Origin of the sequence: Vibrio sp. ZF57 (genome assembly GCF_001691235.1) — a bacterium.
In the GTDB taxonomy this organism is placed as follows: domain Bacteria; phylum Pseudomonadota; class Gammaproteobacteria; order Enterobacterales; family Vibrionaceae; genus Vibrio; species Vibrio crassostreae_C.
The window spans coordinates 11,024-30,880 of sequence record NZ_MAKD01000075.1 but is presented as its reverse complement, the minus strand read 5'-3'; the positions used below and the strand labels follow the sequence as shown (position 1 = coordinate 30,880).

General features: G+C 45.7%; 13 protein-coding genes. 6 read left to right on the top strand and 7 right to left on the bottom strand.

From position 1 onward, the window contains the following. Nucleotides 1-46: 46 nt before the first annotated feature. Nucleotides 47-1,654 (top strand): bifunctional phosphoribosylaminoimidazolecarboxamide formyltransferase/IMP cyclohydrolase, encoded by a 1,608-nt coding sequence (purH, locus tag A6D97_RS09525; protein ID WP_065584281.1) that lies wholly within the window; start codon nucleotides 47-49, stop codon nucleotides 1,652-1,654. A gap of 295 nt (nucleotides 1,655-1,949) precedes the next feature. Further along, nucleotides 1,950-3,239, top strand: coding sequence for a phosphoribosylamine--glycine ligase (gene purD / locus A6D97_RS09520; protein WP_017062702.1), 1,290 nt, complete (start codon nucleotides 1,950-1,952; stop codon nucleotides 3,237-3,239). A 181-nt stretch (nucleotides 3,240-3,420) separates the two neighbouring features. Here the strand turns inward: purD and A6D97_RS09515 are convergent, their stop codons facing one another. Together A6D97_RS09515 and hupA are read right to left on the bottom strand one after the other, a co-directional pair. Beyond that, complete coding sequence (locus A6D97_RS09515; RefSeq protein ID WP_017063655.1) at nucleotides 3,421-4,119, bottom strand: DUF1481 domain-containing protein; 699 nt, start codon at nucleotides 4,117-4,119, stop codon at nucleotides 3,421-3,423. Between the two features lie 47 nt (nucleotides 4,120-4,166). Beyond that, nucleotides 4,167-4,439, bottom strand: coding sequence for a nucleoid-associated protein HU-alpha (gene hupA / locus A6D97_RS09510; protein WP_004729753.1), 273 nt, complete (start codon nucleotides 4,437-4,439; stop codon nucleotides 4,167-4,169). Nucleotides 4,440-4,709: 270 nt separating this feature from the next. Here hupA and A6D97_RS09505 point away from each other — a divergent pair, with 270 nt between their 5' ends. Continuing rightward, nucleotides 4,710-5,861, top strand: coding sequence for a hemolysin family protein (locus A6D97_RS09505; RefSeq protein ID WP_017062700.1), 1,152 nt, complete (start codon nucleotides 4,710-4,712; stop codon nucleotides 5,859-5,861). A 104-nt stretch (nucleotides 5,862-5,965) separates the two neighbouring features. Here A6D97_RS09505 and A6D97_RS09500 read toward each other — a convergent pair whose 3' ends face one another. Continuing rightward, nucleotides 5,966-6,553: a DUF416 family protein gene (locus A6D97_RS09500; protein ID WP_017062699.1), complete on the bottom strand. Its 588-nt coding sequence runs from the start codon at nucleotides 6,551-6,553 to the stop codon at nucleotides 5,966-5,968. Nucleotides 6,554-6,624: 71 nt separating this feature from the next. On the opposite strand from A6D97_RS09500, the gene A6D97_RS09495 reads away from it, so the two are divergent. After that, nucleotides 6,625-7,551 carry a D-2-hydroxyacid dehydrogenase gene (locus A6D97_RS09495; protein WP_065584280.1) on the top strand — a complete coding sequence of 309 codons (927 nt, stop codon included), beginning with the start codon at nucleotides 6,625-6,627 and terminating at the stop codon, nucleotides 7,549-7,551. Further along, a complete protein-coding gene (locus A6D97_RS09490; protein WP_017065640.1) occupies nucleotides 7,551-8,144 on the top strand; it encodes a uracil-DNA glycosylase family protein in 594 nt (197 codons plus the stop codon). The genes A6D97_RS09495 and A6D97_RS09490 overlap by 1 nt, the downstream gene beginning before the upstream one ends. A gap of 103 nt (nucleotides 8,145-8,247) precedes the next feature. Here A6D97_RS09490 and hemE read toward each other — a convergent pair whose 3' ends face one another. After that, nucleotides 8,248-9,315 (bottom strand): uroporphyrinogen decarboxylase, encoded by a 1,068-nt coding sequence (gene hemE, locus A6D97_RS09485; protein WP_017060530.1) that lies wholly within the window; start codon nucleotides 9,313-9,315, stop codon nucleotides 8,248-8,250. A 299-nt stretch (nucleotides 9,316-9,614) separates the two neighbouring features. Next, nucleotides 9,615-10,424, bottom strand: a complete 810-nt coding sequence (gene nudC, locus A6D97_RS09480; RefSeq protein WP_065584279.1) for an NAD(+) diphosphatase — start codon at nucleotides 10,422-10,424, stop codon at nucleotides 9,615-9,617. A gap of 165 nt (nucleotides 10,425-10,589) precedes the next feature. Here nudC and A6D97_RS09475 point away from each other — a divergent pair, with 165 nt between their 5' ends. Beyond that, entirely contained in the window at nucleotides 10,590-11,087 is a 498-nt protein-coding gene (locus A6D97_RS09475) for an Rsd/AlgQ family anti-sigma factor (RefSeq protein WP_032546263.1), read from the top strand. Between the two features lie 330 nt (nucleotides 11,088-11,417). On the opposite strand, the gene rpoC is transcribed toward A6D97_RS09475, so the two are convergent. Both rpoC and rpoB read right to left on the bottom strand, forming a co-directional pair. Further along, nucleotides 11,418-15,620, bottom strand: coding sequence for a DNA-directed RNA polymerase subunit beta' (rpoC, locus tag A6D97_RS09470; protein ID WP_017060527.1), 4,203 nt, complete (start codon nucleotides 15,618-15,620; stop codon nucleotides 11,418-11,420). A gap of 92 nt (nucleotides 15,621-15,712) precedes the next feature. Next, nucleotides 15,713-19,741: a DNA-directed RNA polymerase subunit beta gene (gene rpoB / locus A6D97_RS09465; protein ID WP_017065638.1), complete on the bottom strand. Its 4,029-nt coding sequence runs from the start codon at nucleotides 19,739-19,741 to the stop codon at nucleotides 15,713-15,715. Nucleotides 19,742-19,857: the final 116 nt, after the last annotated feature.

The following is a 19,857-nucleotide window of genomic DNA, read 5'->3' as shown; positions in this document are numbered from 1 at the left end:
GCAAATATCTTTATTTTAACCCCATGAATTTGAGGAAGATGGAAGCATGAATAACGCTCGTCCAATTCGCCGCGCTCTAATCAGCGTATCAGACAAAACTGGTATCGTTGAATTTGCACAAGCTCTTGCTAACCGTGGTGTAGATATCCTATCTACCGGTGGCACTGCTCGCCTGCTTGCTGAAAAAGGCATCTCTGTTACAGAAGTATCTGACTACACTGGTTTCCCAGAAATGATGGATGGCCGTGTTAAGACTCTGCACCCAAAAGTTCATGGTGGTGTTCTAGGCCGTCGTGGCCAAGATGATGACGTGATGGAAACTCATGGTATCAACCCTATCGATATGGTTGTTGTAAACCTATACCCATTCGCAGAAACCGTTGCTAAAGAAGGTTGTACCCTTGCTGATGCTGTTGAGAACATCGACATCGGCGGCCCTACAATGGTTCGCTCTGCAGCGAAAAACCACAAAGACGTAACGATCGTTGTTAACGCACACGACTACGAGCGCGTTGTCGCTGAAATGGACGCGAACGATAAATCTCTAACACTAGAGACTCGCTTCGACCTCGCTATCGCAGCATTCGAGCACACCGCTTCTTACGACGGCATGATCGCAAACTACTTCGGCACTATGGTTCCATCTTACGGTGAGAACAAAGAAGGTGACGAACCTTCTCCTGAAAACAAGAGCAAATTCCCTCGCACGTTCAACCAACAGTTCGAGAAAAAGCAAGACATGCGCTACGGTGAGAACAGCCACCAGGCAGCCGCATTCTACGTTGAAGCAAACCCTGAAGAAGCATCAGTTTCTACAGCTCGCCAGATTCAAGGTAAAGCCCTTTCTTACAACAACATCGCTGACACCGACGCAGCACTTGAGTGTGTGAAAGAGTTCGACCAGCCAGCATGTGTGATCGTTAAGCACGCTAACCCATGTGGTGTTGCACTAGGTGAAGACATCCTAGAAGCTTACGACCGTGCATTCAAAACAGACCCAACGTCTGCATTTGGCGGCATCATCGCTTTCAACCGTGAGCTAGACGCTGCAACAGCAACGGCTATCACTGAGCGTCAATTCGTTGAAGTTATCATTGCACCATCAGTTTCTGCTGAAGCAGTAGCAATCGTAGCGGCTAAGAAAAACCTTCGCCTACTTGAGTGTGGTGAGTGGACAACGAAGACAACTGGCTTTGACGTTAAACGCGTTAACGGTGGTTTGCTAGTTCAAGACCGCGACCAAGGCATGGTATCTGAAGATGACCTGAAAGTGGTTTCTAAGCGCCAGCCAACAGCTGAAGAATTGAAAGATGCTCTATTCTGCTGGAAAGTAGCGAAATACGTTAAATCTAACGCTATCGTTTACTCGAAAGGCGACATGACAATTGGTGTTGGCGCTGGCCAAATGAGCCGCGTTTACTCTGCGAAAATCGCAGGCATCAAAGCTGCAGACGAAGGTCTACAGGTTGAAGGCTGTGTGATGGCATCAGATGCATTCTTCCCATTCCGTGACGGTATCGACGCGGCTGCAGAGGCTGGCATCAAGTGTGTTATCCAACCGGGCGGCTCTATGCGTGATGACGAAGTTATCGCAGCAGCAGACGAACACGGCATGGCGATGATATTCACAGGCATGCGTCACTTCCGCCACTAATTTCCTCTTCGTATTTGGCACTGTGGCGTCGTTAGCTGCTTTCGCCCACCCCGGTCACATAGCGGACTATGCTCCCGGGGATGGGCTCAATTGCTGCCTAGCCACATCACCAACTACTTTGAGCAAAACTTATTTAATTTAGCTAATTTGAAATACTCTTAGTTTTAGAAATTTTTCATTTTAGAGCAAAGCCATATTGATAAGGTCAAGGAGAGCTCGCGGAGTTTATAACTATAAATGAGCAAGCTCGACGCAGAGATTAACAATATGGCGCAGCTATCAAAGGATAAATAAAATGAATGTACTTATTATTGGTGCTGGCGGTAGAGAACATGCTTTGGGTTGGAAAGCAGCACAAAACCCAAACGTTGAAACAGTATTCATCGCTCCAGGTAACGCAGGTACTGCACTTGAGCCAAAACTAGAGAACGTAAACATCGGCGTTGAAGACATCGCTGGTTTAGTCGCGTTTGCTCAAGATAAAAAAATCGAACTGACTATCGTGGGCCCTGAAGCACCATTGGTTATCGGTGTGGTTGATGCATTCCGCGAAGTAGGTTTGCCAATCTTCGGCCCTACTCAAGCTGCAGCACAGCTTGAAGGCTCTAAAGCATTCACTAAAGACTTCCTAGCTCGTCATGATATCCCAACAGGTTACTACTCAAACTTCACTGAGATTGAGCCAGCTATCGCTTACGTTCGCGAGCAAGGCGCTCCTATCGTAGTGAAAGCTGACGGTCTTGCGGCAGGTAAAGGCGTTATCGTTGCGATGACCCTTGAAGAAGCAGAAGACGCAATCAAAGACATGCTAGCGGGCAACGCCTTTGGCGAAGCAGGCAGCCGCGTTGTTATCGAAGAGTTCCTCGAAGGCGAAGAAGCAAGCTTCATCGTAATGGTTGACGGCTCTAGCGTGCTTCCTATGGCCACCAGCCAAGATCACAAACGTGTTGGCGACAAAGACACTGGGCCAAACACGGGCGGCATGGGTGCTTACTCTCCTGCGCCGGTTGTAACTCCAGAAATCCACAACCGTATCCTTGAGGAAGTTATCTACCCAACGGTACGTGGTATGGACGCAGAAGGCGCACCTTACACAGGTTTCCTTTACGCTGGCCTAATGATCGATGCTGACGGCACACCTAAAGTTATCGAATACAACTGCCGCTTTGGCGACCCTGAAACGCAACCTATCATGATGCGTATGGAGTCAGACCTTGTTGAACTTTGCCTAATGGCTATCGACGAGAAGCTCGACGAAGCAGAATCGAAGTGGGATCCACGCGCTTCTATCGGTGTTGTTCTTGCGGCTGGCGGTTACCCTGCTGACTACGCAAAAGGTGACGTTATTTCACTACCAACAAGCGAAGTTGAAGGCCAAAAGGTTTTCCACGCGGGTACGACAAATAATGAAGCTGGCGACGTTGTGACAAACGGCGGTCGTGTACTTTGTGCAACAGCACTGGGCAATACGGTTTCTGAGGCTCAAGAGCGCGCTTACGCGTTGACGAAGCAAGTTAGCTGGAATGGTATGTTCCACCGCAATGATATTGGTTACCGTGCGATTGCGCGCGAACAAGAGCAGTAAACAATCTTGTTGCTCGCTTACTTTCCAATAACAGTAAGCAAATGACAGCAAGTGAATAACAGAAAAAGGCGCCTCAATAGGCGCCTTTTATTATCTCATTTACACAAGAATCTGTATTTGTACAGACAAATAGGCACTTGGCCTACAGTAGGCCAAATACTCTCAATCCTTTGATTACTCGCTATTCTTTCAACAATGATGGCCTAACGACACAATCATGGCTGTCTTCAGCCAGCATCAGTAACTCTTCCACGCTCATCTTACCCAGTGAATCACTGCCAAGAAACGCCGCATAGCTTTCCACAGACGCCAATCGGTCAATCACGAAGCCTGGCAAGGTCTGGTTAAATTCAATGCGATCAAACTCACCACCAGCGCACGTTTTAAAAGAGCTGCCATTCCAGTAACCCTGAATCAGCCTAAGCCCTTCATCATGCTGCTTCGTTGTGGTCTCTAGAACCGACGTCGCTTCTTTCTGATAGTTTTCAAGCTGCTTGGCTTGGATAGGTAAGATTTTGCTATCAATACGATACTGTTGATACACAGCTTCGCCTGACTTATTGAAACGCACATGGACTCGATAGGGAACCAGCTCATTAGAAGAGTTACGCTGCTCGCCTTCACGAATGAATTCACGAAGCACGCCTTCTGACCAAGCATAATCAGTTTGGTACCAGCCGTAATCGCCGACAGTGACGTAGTCAGCTGAAGTATGAGGTTGTGTTAGCTTGTTTGTAACCCAGTAGAAACTCGTCGCGTCGCCCATGACTTGGCCGCCAGTGTGAGTTTCAAATTGCTCTAGGTTTTTGCGAGGGCTTGTTGAAGAACAGCCAATAAGAAATGTAGATAATAGTGAAACGAGAAGAAATGCTTTTTTCATAAAAACCTGTACCGAGGTGGAATACGACTACCTCGGTACAGTTTAGATTATTTCACTGAATCTTTCAGCGCTTTACCTGCAACAAATGCTGGAACATTTGCAGCAGCGATTTGGATCTCATCACCAGTTTTTGGGTTACGACCAGTGCGAGCTGCACGGTGGTTTACTTTAAAAGTACCAAAACCAATTAGCTGAACTTGATCGCCATCTTTAAGAGCATCTGTAACACCGCCAAGAGTCGCTTCTAGAGCAGCTTTAGCTTGTGCTTTAGAAAGGTCCGCTTTTTCAGCAATAAAGTCGATTAATTGAGTCTTGTTCATTTTAGGTTTCCCTTCTTTGTATTTTTGAATTCAATTCACTCTAAAACATAAATGCCCCATCTGGCAAAGGTTTGTCGTCGATCTTTAGCTCTAATGCCGTAGTTTTAGCCATAATATGAGTAATAACTCACAATTTGTTACTGATTTTATTAAGCAAGCCCTTGTTTAAAAGGGGCTGAGAGCAAAATTAATGATGACCTAGCCACTACTTTTTCACTATAATCCACGCTGAATCGCTGCTAAAGCGTACAATTTAATTTAAGGGCAAACATGCTGCTGCTATCTATTTACGTCTCCATTGCTATTGGAGTTTCTTTCATTTGTTCTGTTTTGGAAGCTGTACTTTTGAGTATTAGTCCGAGCTACATTGCTCAACTAAAACAAAATGGGCACCCTGCAGCAGAGTCTTTAGACAAACTGAAAACAGATATTGACCGCCCGCTTGCGTCAATTTTAACGCTCAACACCATCGCCCATACTATCGGTGCTGCGACAGCAGGTGCACAAGCGGCTGTCGTTTTTGGTAGCCAATGGTTAGGTGTCTTCTCTGCCGTGCTAACGCTAGGTATCTTGGTATTATCTGAGATTGTTCCAAAAACCATTGGTGCAACCTACTGGCGTCAACTTGCTCCTGCTTCGGCAAGCGTGCTTCGTTGGATGGTGTTCTTCCTAACACCGTTTGTATGGTTCTCAGAACAGATCACCAAACGTCTTGCTCGTGGCCACCAAGCACCAAAAATGCGTGATGAGTTATCTGCAATGGCGATTTTGGCAAAAGAGAGCGGTGAATTTGCAGAAGGCGAGTCAAAAATCCTGAGCAACCTACTGGGTATTCAAGATGTACCCGTGACTCAGGTAATGACGCCGCGCCCAGTGGTATTCCGTGTTGATGCGGAAATGAGTGTGAATACGTTCCTAGAACAACATAAAGACACGCCATTCTCACGTCCGCTGGTTTACAGCGAGCAGAGTGACAACATCATCGGTTTTGTTCACCGCTTAGAGCTGTTTAGATTGCAGCAAGCCGGTTGTGGTGAGAAAGCTTTGGGTGAAGTAATGCGCCCTATCCACGTGTTGCTGAACAACATGGGCTTGGCTAAGGCCTTTGACCAGATGATGGCAAACCGCCTGCAACTGTCTTTAGTTGTGGACGAATACGGCACTATTCAGGGCATCATCACCCTAGAAGACATCTTTGAGCACCTAGTGGGCGAAGAGATTGTCGACGAAGCGGATAAGACGACTGACATGCAAGAACTGGCGTTCCAACGCTGGGAGAAGTGGAAAGAGACACACGGTGTTATCGAAAACCGCGATGACGAGGACGAGGAAGAAACTCCAGCAGACAACGACTCTTCAGATGCAAAATCAACGAATGACGACGACGCATCAAAAGATAAGGCATCAAAAGACAAAGTGTAGAACGAAGACAAAAAAGACGCTTAATCTCAATTTGATACCGTCAGATACAACAAAGGCTCCCTAGGGAGTCTTTGTTTTTATTCGTACCTTGGTGCAATTGCGAATTATAGCGCAACACCAATGTTACTGACTGGGTCTTCACGCAGTTCGTGGCGTAGGTCTTTGATCAGCTCTAAGTCACGCTCAGTCGTTTCACGTAGAGGTCGGAAAATGGCCCACTGAACGTCCCACTCTTCACACACCGCTTCGTTTTCTTTCTGGTTTTCGTTCGTCACTTCTTCAGCGCCTTGAGCAAACTCAAGCTCAGCAACCGTCTTCACCGATTGTTGACTCACTTTAATTACCGCTTCCAACATATGTTCACGGTCAAGCAGACCATGAATTAGCGTTGCTAGGCCTTGGCATGCGTCCATTGCTGGGTAAACACCATAAAAATCAAAATCATCACCGCTAGGGAATAGCTCTTCAACCTTCTCAAGTTGACGCTCAAAGTTCACCTTTGCTGTTTTAACCGTCAGGATTTCCCAAATGCTATCCAAAACATCACGATAGATTCGAGCTTCCGCAAATTCTGTATTCTCACAAAACATGGCATAGTTAGGGTACATACGCTCACATAGACACGCCATAAAGGTAATTTGTTGCCAAGGTTCTAACTTTTCAAGACGAACCTGCAGTGGATTCTGAAGCATAGTCACTCAATAATTGCAGAAAAAGACAGCGAAAGTGTACTTGATAAACCCTGGGGGGAAAAGGTAAGCCGATGAACAATTTTACGAATAAGCTCTATATTCTTACTGAGCATGACGATACCTATACGCAACTGATTCTAAACCAGGATTTACCCGACCTAGAAATCACTCAAAACCCCAAATCAGCACAGATTGTCTTGGCGTCACCACCTCTAATCGCAGAGCGCCTCGGCGAGTTTAAAGAGCTAGACTGGGTACAGAGTACCTATGCCGGAATCAATAAACTCACTCAGCCAGATCTGCGTCAGGACTATACGCTAACCAACGTCAAAGGCATCTTTGGTCCGGCTATCGCAGAATACGTATTGGGTTACACAATCAGTCACTGTAGACACTTCCCTCATTACCACCAGCATCAACAACAACGAAACTGGCAGCCACAGCTTTATACTAGCCTAACTGACAAAACTATGGTGATTTTAGGAACAGGTTCAATCGGCAGTCATTTGGCAAAAACCGCGGCGGCTTTTGGTATTCATACCATAGGTGTCAACCGTACCGGCATCCCATCCAAACAAGAAACCTTTAAAGAGACTTTCCACATCAATGAGATAGAGGCTGCCCTTAAGCAGGCCGATATTGTGGTCAACACCTTGCCATCAACCGCTGAAACCTATCAGCTGTTGAACCAAACCACGTTAGGTTACTGCTCTAATATGTTGCTGTTTAATGTCGGTCGAGGGGAAAGCATCGACAATAAAGCCTTGTTGCTCGCCATAAAAAACAGATGGGTAGAACACGCATTTTTAGATGTGTTTGAAAGTGAACCCCTCTCTCAGGAACATCCTTTCTGGAAACTACCGCAAGTCACCATCACTCCACACATCGCTGCACTCAGTGAGCCAAGACAAGTAGTCGAGATCTTCGCAGAGAATTACAAACAGTGGCGAGATGGCTTTACACTTAATCATGTCATCGATTTTGAAAAAGGTTACTGATGTCCTCTTCGTTACTTAAAGAGATTCGACAATGCCGAGCTTGTGAGCCTCACCTATCACACGGTGCTAACCCGGTGATTCAAGCGCATCCAAACGCGCGCTTGCTGATCATAGGTCAAGCGCCGGGTATCAAGGTGCATGAGTCGTCGATCCCTTGGAATGACGCGAGTGGCGAACGATTAAGAGGATGGTTAGGGATAGATAGCGATACTTTTTACGACGAGCAAAAAGTCGCGATTGTGCCTATGGGGTTTTGTTATCCGGGGAAAGGGAAAAGTGGTGATCTTCCACCACGCAAAGAGTGCGCGGAGCTTTGGCATAACAAAGTGCTGCAATCTCTACCCAATATTCAAATGACACTGCTGATTGGCCAGTACGCACAAAACCATTACCTAACAAACAAGACCACCAGCACATTGACCGAAACCGTGCGAGATTGGCAAAGGTGGGCGCCTGAGTTTTTGCCATTACCCCACCCTTCGCCACGCAATAATATCTGGCTCAAGAAGAACCCTTGGTTTGAAAGTGAAGTCATTCCTTATATCAGGAAACACATCTCTGAGCATTTGGCCTACCATGATCCAAATACCTAATTAACTGCACACAACAAGATTAAACCGCCATCAAATGCCAATTTCAGGCAATAAAAAAGCGCTGTTGGTTTCCCAACAGCGCTTTCAATAATCTTACTCAGAATTACTTGTGGTAAGGCTTAGACAATTCGTGAACAGCGTCAACGAATACACCAGCGTTCTCTGGCGGTACATCTAAGTGGATACCGTGGCCTAGGTTAAATACATGACCTGTACCACCGTCGCCGAAGCCTTCAAGGATGCTGCCCACTTCTTCGCGAATACGTTCAGGCTGAGCGTAAAGCATTGAAGGATCCATGTTACCTTGCAGAGCAACTTTGTCGCCGATGCGAGCTTTTGCATCTGCGATGTTGATTGTCCAGTCTAGACCAACCGCATCACAACCTGTTGCTGCGATAGACTCAAGCCACATGCCACCGTTCTTAGTGAACAGAGTAACCGGTACTCGACGACCTTCGTTTTCACGGATTAGGCCATCAACGATTTTGTGCATGTATTGCAGTGAGAATAGGTTGTAGTCACGAGGAGTCAGTACACCACCCCATGTATCAAATACCATTACCGATTGAGCACCCGCTTTAATTTGCGCGTTCAAGTATTCGATAACACTGTCAGCCAGCTTGTCTAGAAGCAGGTGCAGCGTTTGTGGTTCTGCGTACATCATCTTCTTAATCTTAGTGAATGCTTTAGAGCTTCCACCTTCAACCATGTATGTCGCTAGAGTCCATGGGCTACCAGAGAAACCAATCAGTGGCACTTCGCCTTTCAGGTCTTTACGGATCTGACGAACGGCATTCATTACGTATTGAAGCTCGCCTTCTGGATCAGGTAGGCCAATCTTCTCTACGTCAGCTTTACACGTGATAGGACGCTCAAACTTAGGACCTTCACCTGTTTCAAAGTACAAACCTAAGCCCATTGCATCAGGGATAGTTAGGATGTCTGAAAACAAGATTGCCGCATCAAGCGGGAAACGACGTAAAGGTTGAAGTGTTACTTCTGATGCCAGTTCCGCGTTTTTGCACAAAGACATGAAATCGCCCGCTTCAGCGCGCGTTGCTTTGTATTCAGGAAGATAGCGGCCAGCTTGGCGCATCATCCATACCGGTGTGTAATCAACAGGCTGTTTTAAAAGTGCGCGTAAATAGCGATCGTTTTTTAATTCGGTCATTCCGTTAAATTCCAATTCAATCTTGTCTAGTTTTGATGGCAAGTATTCTAACACTGATTGAAGGGTAAAAGCTTTGTGCTTTGCAACCTAGATCAAGTTATTAACTTTTAAATCAATGCTTAATTTGCACCCAATTACGGGAGCATGTTAAAAATTTGTTCGCTAGCGAAAATTACAATTATAACATCTGAGTAGTCACTACTCAGCATCTCATAACGACATCTTACTTACCCCCTCCACTTGTGGAGGGTTTTTTTTAGCTTTTGATCACCCATAGGCCAAATACTATCACAGGCAAATTAGTGCTCTAGTATCTGCTCAGTCACACCATCTTTCATCACGTCATCAACGGTTTTCTCAATCAACTGTCTCGCAATGGTTCCAACAGGAGCAACATCAGGCAGGCTTGTTACGTCAAACCATTGAGCATCCGATAGCTCGCTGTAGTCAGGCTTGAGCGTACCACCAGCATAATCTGCGAGAAAGCCCATCATCATACTCGATGGAAACGCCCATGGCTGGCTGCCAAAATAACGAATATTATCGACATCGATACCCGTTTCTTCTTTGACTTCTCTTGCCACACACTGCTCTAAGGTCTCTCCGACCTCTAGGAAGCCCGCTATCACGGTATACATACCTGTCTTATGTCTTGGGTGCTGCGCAAGCAATATCTTGTTGTCGTTTCGTACAGCGACAATGATGCACGGGAAGATACGAGGATAATGAAGTGTGCGGCAATCTCCACACTGCATCGCCACCTGGTTATGGTTGAGATGATTTCGACCACCACACTGAGGGCAAAAACGCATACTTTGAGTCATATGCCCATATTGGATGGCTTTGCTTGCAGTCAAGAAACTCACTTCAGGCCAGTGCAGTAACTCTCTTAGGCTGACCATGCTCAGCTCATTCTCCACATCACAATCGTTGAGCCAATACACCTTGCGACCTTGATACTGACCAATACAGATTGCATGCTCCACACTCAGCCCAAGCTCTTCAGCAGAGCCAAACGGAAACTGATCATTATTAACCCAAATATCACTACCAGAAACGACGCACCAATAAGCTTGCTCTGTCATTTTGTTATCACTTTTTTTTAACATCCCTATGCCTCATTGCTTGCAGTTCGTTCATTTTACTGGCAATCTAATTTCATACTAGAGTTGTAGCAGAGAATATTTCAAGCTATTACTTTTAGTAGCTACCAATAAAACGGACCCTGCTTAGGCAATTACTTGATCACAAGGTTGTGATCAGATCATGAGGACATGGTCATGCTAAATAAATTCAAACAAATACAAGAACAATGGGGTGGCTCTAATGAGGTCATCGATCATTGGCTCGAAACTCGACAGTCTCTAATCGTTGAGTATTGTAAGCTAGGTGCCTTGCAGCCAGCTAGCAACGGGCAATCAAACGTTGTTGAACTCCCTTCCCCTAAAGAAATAAGCTCATTCTGTGATCATGTTGTCGATTATATCTCAGAGGGTCATTTTAAGATCTACGATATGGTCATGAAAAAATGGCAAGCAACAGGCTTTAAAACCAATGACGAGATTGATACAACTTACGCGAAGATCGTACTTACAACCGAGCCGCTTCTAGAATTCAATGATAAGTACGTTAAAGTAAATGCAGACGATGAGTTGCCTAACTTCGAAGGAGATATGTCCAAAGTAGGTGAACTACTCGAACTACGTTTTGAAGTAGAAGATAATCTTATCCAGCTTATTGCAGACAGTTTAGCTATTCCACCAGGCGCTTAGTTAGCCGAATCCTTAATAAGCTTGCCTCTGTGCAAGCTTTTTGTTTTGTCTGTAAGGTTATCCAAACTACCCAGAACCTTTCAGACAGAGCTTACTCGCTCGCCCTGACCTTTAGCCATAAGCATATGGTTACAGCCCTAATCAGCCTAGTCATCTCTACCCTTTATCTTACTGGCCTCAAAGAGCACTCTTCAGGACATAAATCCAACCTCACCAGCTAGATAAGCACACCTATCACTTTATAAGTCATAGCTAAATACCAATACGCCAGATACAAAAAAGGCACCCGAAGGTGCCTTTTTCTTATCTCTTAGAGACTACTCGTAGAGCTTACTCTTCTGAAGAGAAACCAGCGTTTAGAAGTGCTGCTAGATTGTCAGTAGCTTGTTCAGCTGAAGGACCTTCTTGCTCTTCTTCACGTTGTTTTTGACGCTCTTGGTGGTATGCGAAACCAGTACCAGCTGGGATCAGACGACCAACAATTACGTTCTCTTTCAGACCGCGAAGGTCATCACGCTTACCAGAAACCGCAGCTTCTGTTAGTACGCGAGTCGTTTCTTGGAACGATGCAGCTGAGATGAATGACTCAGTTGCAAGAGATGCTTTAGTAATACCTAGTAGATCACGTTCGAAACGTACTAGTTCTTTACCTTCAGCTTCTAGCTTACGGTTAGCAATCTTAACATTGTGGTACTCAACTTGTTCGCCAGGTAGGAACGGAGAGTCACCAGAATGAGTGATTGTACACTTACGTAGCATTTGACGAACGATAGTCTCGATGTGCTTATCGTTAATCTTTACGCCTTGTAAGCGGTAAACTTCTTGAACTTCGTTCGCGATGTACTGAGTTACTGCGTGGATACCACGTAGACGCAGGATATCGTGTGGAGTTTCAGGACCGTCGGCGATTACATCACCACGTTCAATCTTCTCACCTTCGAACACGTTCAATTGACGATGCTTAGGAATCATCTCTTCGTAAGCGTCACCGCCTTCACGAGTGATTACTAGACGACGCTTACCTTTCGTTTCTTTACCGAAAGACACAGTACCTGTGTGCTCAGCAAGGATCGCAGGCTCTTTAGGCTTACGAGCTTCGAATAGGTCAGCTACGCGTGGTAGACCACCGGTGATATCTTTGTTTCCGCTCGATTTTTGAGGGATACGAGATAGTGTGTCACCGATGCCAACTTCAGCGCCATCTTCGATGTTTACAATCGCTTTGCCAGGTAGGAAGTAGTGAGCTGGCATATCAGTACCAGGGATCATTACGTCGTTACCTTGCTCATCAACAAGTTTGATAGCTGGACGCATATCTTTACCTGCTGCTGGGCGAGCTGCTGCGTCTGTAACTTCACTTGAAGAAAGACCCGTTAGATCGTCAGTTTGACGAGAAACTGTAATACCATCGATCATATCTACGAATTGGATACGACCTGCCACTTCAGTGATGATTGGCATGGTATGCGCTTCCCAGTTAGCTACAACTTCACCAGCAGTAACTGCTGCGTTGTCGCCTTTGGTTAGCATCGAACCGTAAGGAAGTTTGTGCTTCTCTTTAGTACGGCCGAATTCATCAATAATCGTCATCTCAGATGCACGAGAAGTGATAACCAGTTTCTTATCTTTGTTAACTACGAACTTAGCATTGTGAAGTTTCACAGTACCAGTTGTCTTAGCTTGGATGCTGTTCTCTGCTGCTGCAGTAGATGCCGCACCACCGATGTGGAACGTACGCATCGTTAGCTGTGTACCCGGTTCACCGATAGATTGTGCAGCGATAACACCAACTGCTTCACCTTGGTTCACTAGGTGACCACGTGCTAGGTCACGACCGTAACACTGTGCACAACAACCGAAGTCTGCATCACAGGTAACAACAGAGCGCACTTTCATGCTATCTACTGAGTTGTCTTCCATGATTTGACACCACTTCTCATCAATCAGAGTATTACGTGGAATCAGTACATCTTCAGTACCAGGCTTAAGAACGTCTTCAGCTACTACACGACCTAGAGCAAGCTCAGAAAGTGCAACTTTAACGTCACCACCTTCGATGTGAGGCATCATGTCGATACCTTCATGCGTGCCACAGTCATGTTCGTGTACTACAACGTCTTGAGCAACGTCTACTAGACGACGAGTTAGGTAACCCGAGTTTGCTGTTTTCAGTGCTGTATCCGCAAGACCCTTACGAGCACCGTGCGTTGAGATAAAGTACTGAAGGACGTTTAGACCTTCTTTAAAGTTCGCTGTGATCGGCGTTTCGATGATTGAACCATCTGGACGCGCCATCAGACCACGCATACCTGCTAGCTGACGAATCTGAGCTGCAGAACCACGTGCGCCCGAGTCGGCCATCATGTAGATGCTGTTGAACGATTCTTGCTGTTCTTCTTCGCCGTCACGGTTGATAACTGTTTCAGAAGATAGGTTATCCATCATTGCTTTCGCAACGCGGTCATTCGTAGATGCCCAGATATCGATAACTTTGTTGTAACGCTCACCCGCAGTAACAAGACCAGATTGGAATTGCTCTTGGATTTCGCGAACTTCTTCTTCAGCAGATTCAATTTCATCGTATTTCGCTTGAGGTACAACCATATCGTCGATACCTACAGAAACACCAGAAAGTGCAGCGTATGCAAAACCTGCGTACATGATTTGGTCAGCAAATACTACTGTATCTTTTAGACCAAGCTTACGGTAACACTCGTTAAGAAGAGTAGAGATCTGCTTCTTACCTAACTTTTGGTTAACGATGCTGTACGGTAGGCCAGCTGGAACGATTTGCCATAGCATTGCACGGCCGACAGTTGTATCAACCATCTTCGTTTCAGTAGTGCTGTTACCATCTTCGTCTACTACAGTTTCGGTGATACGTACTTTAACGCGAGCGTGTAGCTCAGCAGTCTTAGTACGGTATGCCTTTTCAGCCTCAGCAGGGCCAGCAAGGTACATACCTTCGCCTTTCACGTTGATCTTGTCACGTGTCATGTAGTAAAGACCCAATACAACGTCCTGAGAAGGTACGATGATCGGATCACCTGACGCTGGCGACAGAATGTTATTCGTCGACATCATCAGTGTACGTGCTTCAAGCTGTGCTTCTAGAGTTAGAGGCACGTGTACCGCCATTTGGTCACCATCGAAGTCGGCGTTGTATGCCGCACACACTAGTGGGTGAAGCTGAATCGCTTTACCTTCGATTAGTACTGGTTCAAACGCTTGGATACCTAGACGGTGAAGTGTAGGTGCACGGTTAAGCAGTACTGGGTGTTCGCGGATTACTTCGTCCAGGATATCCCAAACGATAGCTTCTTCGCGCTCTACCATCTTCTTAGCAGCTTTGATTGTCGTAGCCATGCCACGAGTTTCTAGCTTGCTGTAGATGAACGGCTTAAATAGCTCAAGTGCCATCTTCTTAGGAAGACCACACTGATGTAGACGAAGGTATGGACCTACTGTGATTACAGAACGGCCAGAGTAGTCTACACGTTTACCTAGAAGGTTCTGACGGAAACGACCTTGTTTACCCTTGATCATATCAGCAAGAGATTTCAGAGGACGCTTGTTAGAACCAGTGATAGCACGACCACGACGACCGTTATCTAGAAGTGCATCAACAGACTCTTGCAGCATACGCTTTTCGTTACGTACGATGATGTCCGGAGCAGCTAGCTCTAGAAGGCGCTTCAAACGGTTGTTACGGTTGATCACACGACGGTAAAGGTCGTTCAGATCTGAAGTCGCAAAACGACCGCCATCTAGTGGTACTAGAGGACGTAGATCTGGCGGCAGAACCGGAAGTACAGTCAGAATCATCCATTGCGGATCGTTACCCGATGCAATGAACGCTTCAACTAGCTTCAGGCGCTTAGTAACTTTTTTACGCTTAGTTTCTGAGTTAGTCGTTTCTAACTCTTCGCGCATTTCTTCCACTTCTTGATGAAGGTCCATTGTTGCAAGCAGATCTTTGATCGCTTCAGCACCCATCTTAGCAGTAAATTCGTCACCCCACTCTTCTAGACGATCCAGATACTCTTCTTCAGTAAGCATCTGAGATTTTTCTAGATCAGTCATACCTGGTTCAGTTACTACGTACATCTCGAAGTAAAGAACACGTTCGATATCACGTAGAGGGATATCCATTAGTAGACCGATACGAGACGGCAGTGATTTTAGGAACCAGATGTGAGCAACTGGTGAAGCTAGCTCGATGTGGCCCATGCGGTCACGACGAACTTTAGTTTGTGTAACTTCAACGCCACACTTCTCACAGATAACACCACGGTGCTTCAGGCGCTTGTATTTGCCACAAAGACATTCGTAGTCTTTAACTGGACCAAAAATACGTGCACAGAACAGACCATCACGTTCAGGTTTAAACGTACGATAGTTAATTGTTTCCGGCTTTTTAACTTCACCAAAAGACCATGAACGGATCATGTCTGGTGAAGATAGACCGATTTTGATTGCATCAAATTCTTCGGTCTTATGCTGTGCTTTTAGAAAGTTTAATAAGTCTTTCACATTCAGCTCCTGTAAGGAGTTAAAGGAGCTCACTGCTGTAGCAAGCTCCCTTTTACCAAATAATCCTATCTTCTTTTAAAAAGAAGGAGGGATTACTCTTCGTCTTCTAGCTCGATGTTGATACCTAGCGAGCGAATCTCTTTCAACAGTACGTTGAACGACTCAGGCATACCAGGTTCCATGCTATGGTTACCGTCTACGATGTTCTTATACATCTTAGTACGGCCGTTAACGTCATCTGACTTAACTGTTAGCATTTCTTGTAGAGTATATGCAGCACCGTATGCTTCTAGTGCCCATACTTCCATCTCACCGAAACGCTGACCACCGAACTGAGCTTTACCACCAAGTGGTTGCTGAGTTACTAGGCTGTAAGAACCAGTTGAACGAGCATGCATCTTGTCATCAACCAAGTGGTTCAGTTTCAGCATGTACATGTAACCAACAGTTACAGGACGCTCAAACGAATCACCAGTACGACCATCAAACAGTTTAAGCTGACCAGATTCTGGCAGATCACCCAGTTTAAGTAGTTCTTTGATTAGAGACTCAGAAGCACCGTCGAACACAGGAGTAGCAATCGGTAGACCGCCACGTAGGTTCTTGATCAGTGTACGAACTTGATCATCAGACAGTTCAGCAATATCAACTTTCTGACGAGTATCACCAAGATCGTAAACCTTCTGTAGGAACTCACGGAACTTATGCAGTTCTTGTTGTTCCTTAACCATTTGGTTGATCTTGTCACCGATACCTTTCGCAGCCAAACCTAAGTGAACTTCTAGGATCTGACCGATGTTCATACGCGATGGTACACCCAGCGGGTTAAGTACGATGTCTACAGGCTGACCTTTCTCATCGTATGGCATGTCTTCAACAGGGTTAATCTTAGAGATTACACCTTTGTTACCGTGACGACCGGCCATCTTATCACCAGGCTGGATACGACGTTTAACCGCTAGGTAAACTTTAACAATCTTAAGAACGCCAGGCGCTAGATCATCACCTTGAGTGATTTTACGACGCTTAGTTTCAAACTTCTTATCGAAGTCTGCTTTTAGCTCATCCCACTGCTCAGCAAGTTGCTCAAGCTGTGTTTGTAGCGCATCGTCTTCTAGAACTTGCTCTAGCCATTGCTTACGACCGATAGTATCAAGCTTAGCTTCAGAGTAACCACCAGACAGAAGTACAGCTTTAACACGGTTAAGAAGGCCACCCTCAAGAATTTGGAACTCTTCAGTTAGGTCTTTCTTAGCTTCTTTAAGCTGCATCTGTTCGATTTCAAGTGCACGCTTGTCTTTCTCTACGCCATCGCGAGTGAAGACTTGTACATCGATGATAGTACCCGAAACAGAGTTTGGTACACGTAGAGAAGTATCTTTAACATCAGATGCTTTCTCACCGAAGATAGCACGTAGTAGCTTCTCTTCAGGAGTCAGTTGAGTTTCACCTTTAGGGGTTACTTTACCAACTAGGATGTCGCCACCCTTAACTTCAGCACCAATGTAAACGATACCTGACTCGTCTAGTTTAGACAGAGCAGACTCACCTACGTTTGGAATATCAGCTGTGATCTCTTCAGAACCCAGCTTAGTATCACGAGCCACACAAGATAGTTCTTGGATGTGGATTGTCGTGAAACGGTCTTCTTGAACTACGCGCTCAGATACTAAGATCGAGTCTTCGAAGTTGTAACCGTTCCAAGGCATGAATGCGATACGCATGTTTTGGCCAAGAGCTAGTTCACCAAGGTCTGTTGAAGGACCATCAGCAAGAACATCGCCACGTGCAACTGGTTCACCAGGAAGTACAGTTGGACGTTGGTTAATACATGTGTTTTGGTTCGAACGCGTGTACTTAGTTAGGTTGTAGATATCGATACCAGCTTCGCCAGGTACCAATTCATCTTCGTTAACCTTAACTACGATACGAGAAGCGTCTACAGACTGAACTTGACCACCACGTTTAGCAACCGCTGTAACACCAGAGTCAACTGCGATGTTACGTTCGATACCAGTACCTACTAGAGGCTTATCAGCCTTAAGTGTTGGTACAGCTTGACGTTGCATGTTGGCACCCATCAATGCACGGTTCGCATCATCGTGTTCTAGGAACGGGATAAGCGAAGCAGCGATAGATACTACTTGGTTTGTCGCAACGTCCATGTAGTCAACGTGATCGCGTGGGTGAAGACCAGATTCACCTTTTTGACGAGCTGTGATTAGCTCATCTGCAAACGTACCTTCTTCAGTAAGAATGGTGTTTGCTTGCGCGATTACGAATTGACCTTCCTGGATTGCAGACAGGTAATCAACTTCTTCTGTTACTACACCATCTACTACACGACGGTACGGAGTTTCTAGGAAACCGTAATCGTTACAACGTGCAAACGCAGATAGTGAGTTAATTAGACCGATGTTTGGACCTTCAGGCGTTTCGATCGGACATAGACGACCGTAGTGAGTTACGTGAACGTCACGTACTTCGAAGCCTGCGCGCTCACGAGTAAGACCACCAGGACCTAAAGCAGAGATACGACGTTTGTGCGTAACTTCTGACAATGGGTTGTTTTGGTCCATGAACTGTGAAAGCTGTGAAGAGCCAAAGAATTCTTTAACTGCAGCAGAGATCGGCTTAGCGTTTATAAGATCTTGAGGCATGATTGCATCAAGGTCACCAAGGCTTAGGCGCTCTTTAACGGCACGTTCTACACGAACTAGACCAACACGGAATTGGTTTTCTGCCATTTCACCTACAGAACGGATACGACGGTTGCCAAGGTGGTCGATATCGTCCACTTCACCAATACCGTTACGGATACCAATCAGTTTCTTCATCACTTCGATGATGTCTGATTCATCCAGAGTACCGCGCTCTTCTTCTTCTTCACGCTCGATAGAGCTGTTGAACTTCATACGGCCTACAGTTGATAGGTCGTAACGTTCTTCAGAGAAGAATAGGCTTTCGAATAGAGACTCTGCAGCTTCTTTCGTTGGTGGCTCGCCAGGACGCATCATGCGGTAGATTTCTACCAATGCAGAGATGCGATCTACTGTGCTATCTGCACGTAGAGTGTCTGACATGAATGGACCGTGATCTAGGTCATTCGTGAACAGAGTTTGTAGAGACTTGTGACCTGCTTGAGACAGGTTAGCAAGTGCTTCTAGGCTAATCTCTTGGTTCGCGCCAACGATGATCTCGCCAGTTGCTTCATTGATGTAATCTTTAGATGCAACTTTACCAACGATGTACTCTACTGGTACTTCGATGTGCTCAACGCCATCTTTTTCAAGTTGACGGATATGACGAGCAGTAACACGACGACCAGTCTCAACGTAAGTTTTTCCGTTTGCTTCGATGTCGAATGACGCAGTTTCACCACGTAGACGATCAGGAACCAACTCCATAAGAAGAGTTTGGTCTTTAACTTCGAAGTTCACCTTGTCGAAGAACAGATCTAGGATCTCTTCAGTCGATTTACCAAGTGCACGAAGAATAATCGATGCTGGTAGCTTACGACGACGGTCGATACGTACGAATAAGTTATCCTTAGGATCGAACTCAAAGTCTAACCATGAGCCACGGTAAGGAATTACACGTGCGTTATAAAGAACTTTACCTGATGAGTGGGTCTTACCCTTATCACTGTCGAAGAACACGCCTGGGCTTCGGTGCAGCTGGGATACGATAACCCTCTCGGTACCATTAATTACGAAAGTACCATTGTCTGTCATAAGCGGAATTTCGCCCATGTAGACTTCTTGTTCTTTAATGTCTTTTACAGTACCTGCTGGTGCATCTCGATCAAAGATAACTAGACGTAGTTTTACGCGTAGTGGCTTTGAGTAAGTAACACCGCGGATTTGACATTCTTTAACGTCAAAAACTGGCTCACCAAGACGGTAGCTAACGTATTGCAGCTCAGAATTGCCGTTGTAGCTCTGAATTGGAAATACAGAACGGAAAGCAGCTTCAAGACCGTATTGACCTTCTGGATCCTGTTCGATGAATTTGTCGAAAGAATCAAGCTGGATCGATAACAGGTATGGAATGTCCAAAACTTGTGGACGAGTACCAAAATCCTTACGGATGCGCTTTTTCTCGGTATAAGAGTAAACCATGGGGTTCCTCAGCTCGCTGATAAGTGACCCAAACCACCCAAAACACTCTTCAGAGGGGGTGGTGACAAACAGCTGTTTAGTGGTAGTGAACAATCATTTCGAAAAAATGACTGTTT

Excerpts from the sequence above, each read along its gene's own strand:
- A6D97_RS09495 (WP_065584280.1), top strand. The coding sequence starts at position 6,625 with ATGAACAATTTTACGAATAAGCTCTATATTCTTACTGAGCATGACGAT.
- hupA (WP_004729753.1), bottom strand. The coding sequence starts at position 4,439 with ATGAACAAGACTCAATTAATCGACTTTATTGCTGAAAAAGCGGACCTT.
- A6D97_RS09490 (WP_017065640.1), top strand. The coding sequence starts at position 7,551 with ATGTCCTCTTCGTTACTTAAAGAGATTCGACAATGCCGAGCTTGTGAG.
- nudC (WP_065584279.1), bottom strand. The coding sequence starts at position 10,424 with ATGTTAAAAAAAAGTGATAACAAAATGACAGAGCAAGCTTATTGGTGC.
- A6D97_RS09475 (WP_032546263.1), top strand. The coding sequence starts at position 10,590 with ATGGTCATGCTAAATAAATTCAAACAAATACAAGAACAATGGGGTGGC.
- purH (WP_065584281.1), top strand. The coding sequence starts at position 47 with ATGAATAACGCTCGTCCAATTCGCCGCGCTCTAATCAGCGTATCAGAC.
- A6D97_RS09505 (WP_017062700.1), top strand. The coding sequence starts at position 4,710 with ATGCTGCTGCTATCTATTTACGTCTCCATTGCTATTGGAGTTTCTTTC.
- purD (WP_017062702.1), top strand. The coding sequence starts at position 1,950 with ATGAATGTACTTATTATTGGTGCTGGCGGTAGAGAACATGCTTTGGGT.
- rpoB (WP_017065638.1), bottom strand. The coding sequence starts at position 19,741 with ATGGTTTACTCTTATACCGAGAAAAAGCGCATCCGTAAGGATTTTGGT.
- A6D97_RS09515 (WP_017063655.1), bottom strand. The coding sequence starts at position 4,119 with ATGAAAAAAGCATTTCTTCTCGTTTCACTATTATCTACATTTCTTATT.
- hemE (WP_017060530.1), bottom strand. The coding sequence starts at position 9,315 with ATGACCGAATTAAAAAACGATCGCTATTTACGCGCACTTTTAAAACAG.
- A6D97_RS09500 (WP_017062699.1), bottom strand. The coding sequence starts at position 6,553 with ATGCTTCAGAATCCACTGCAGGTTCGTCTTGAAAAGTTAGAACCTTGG.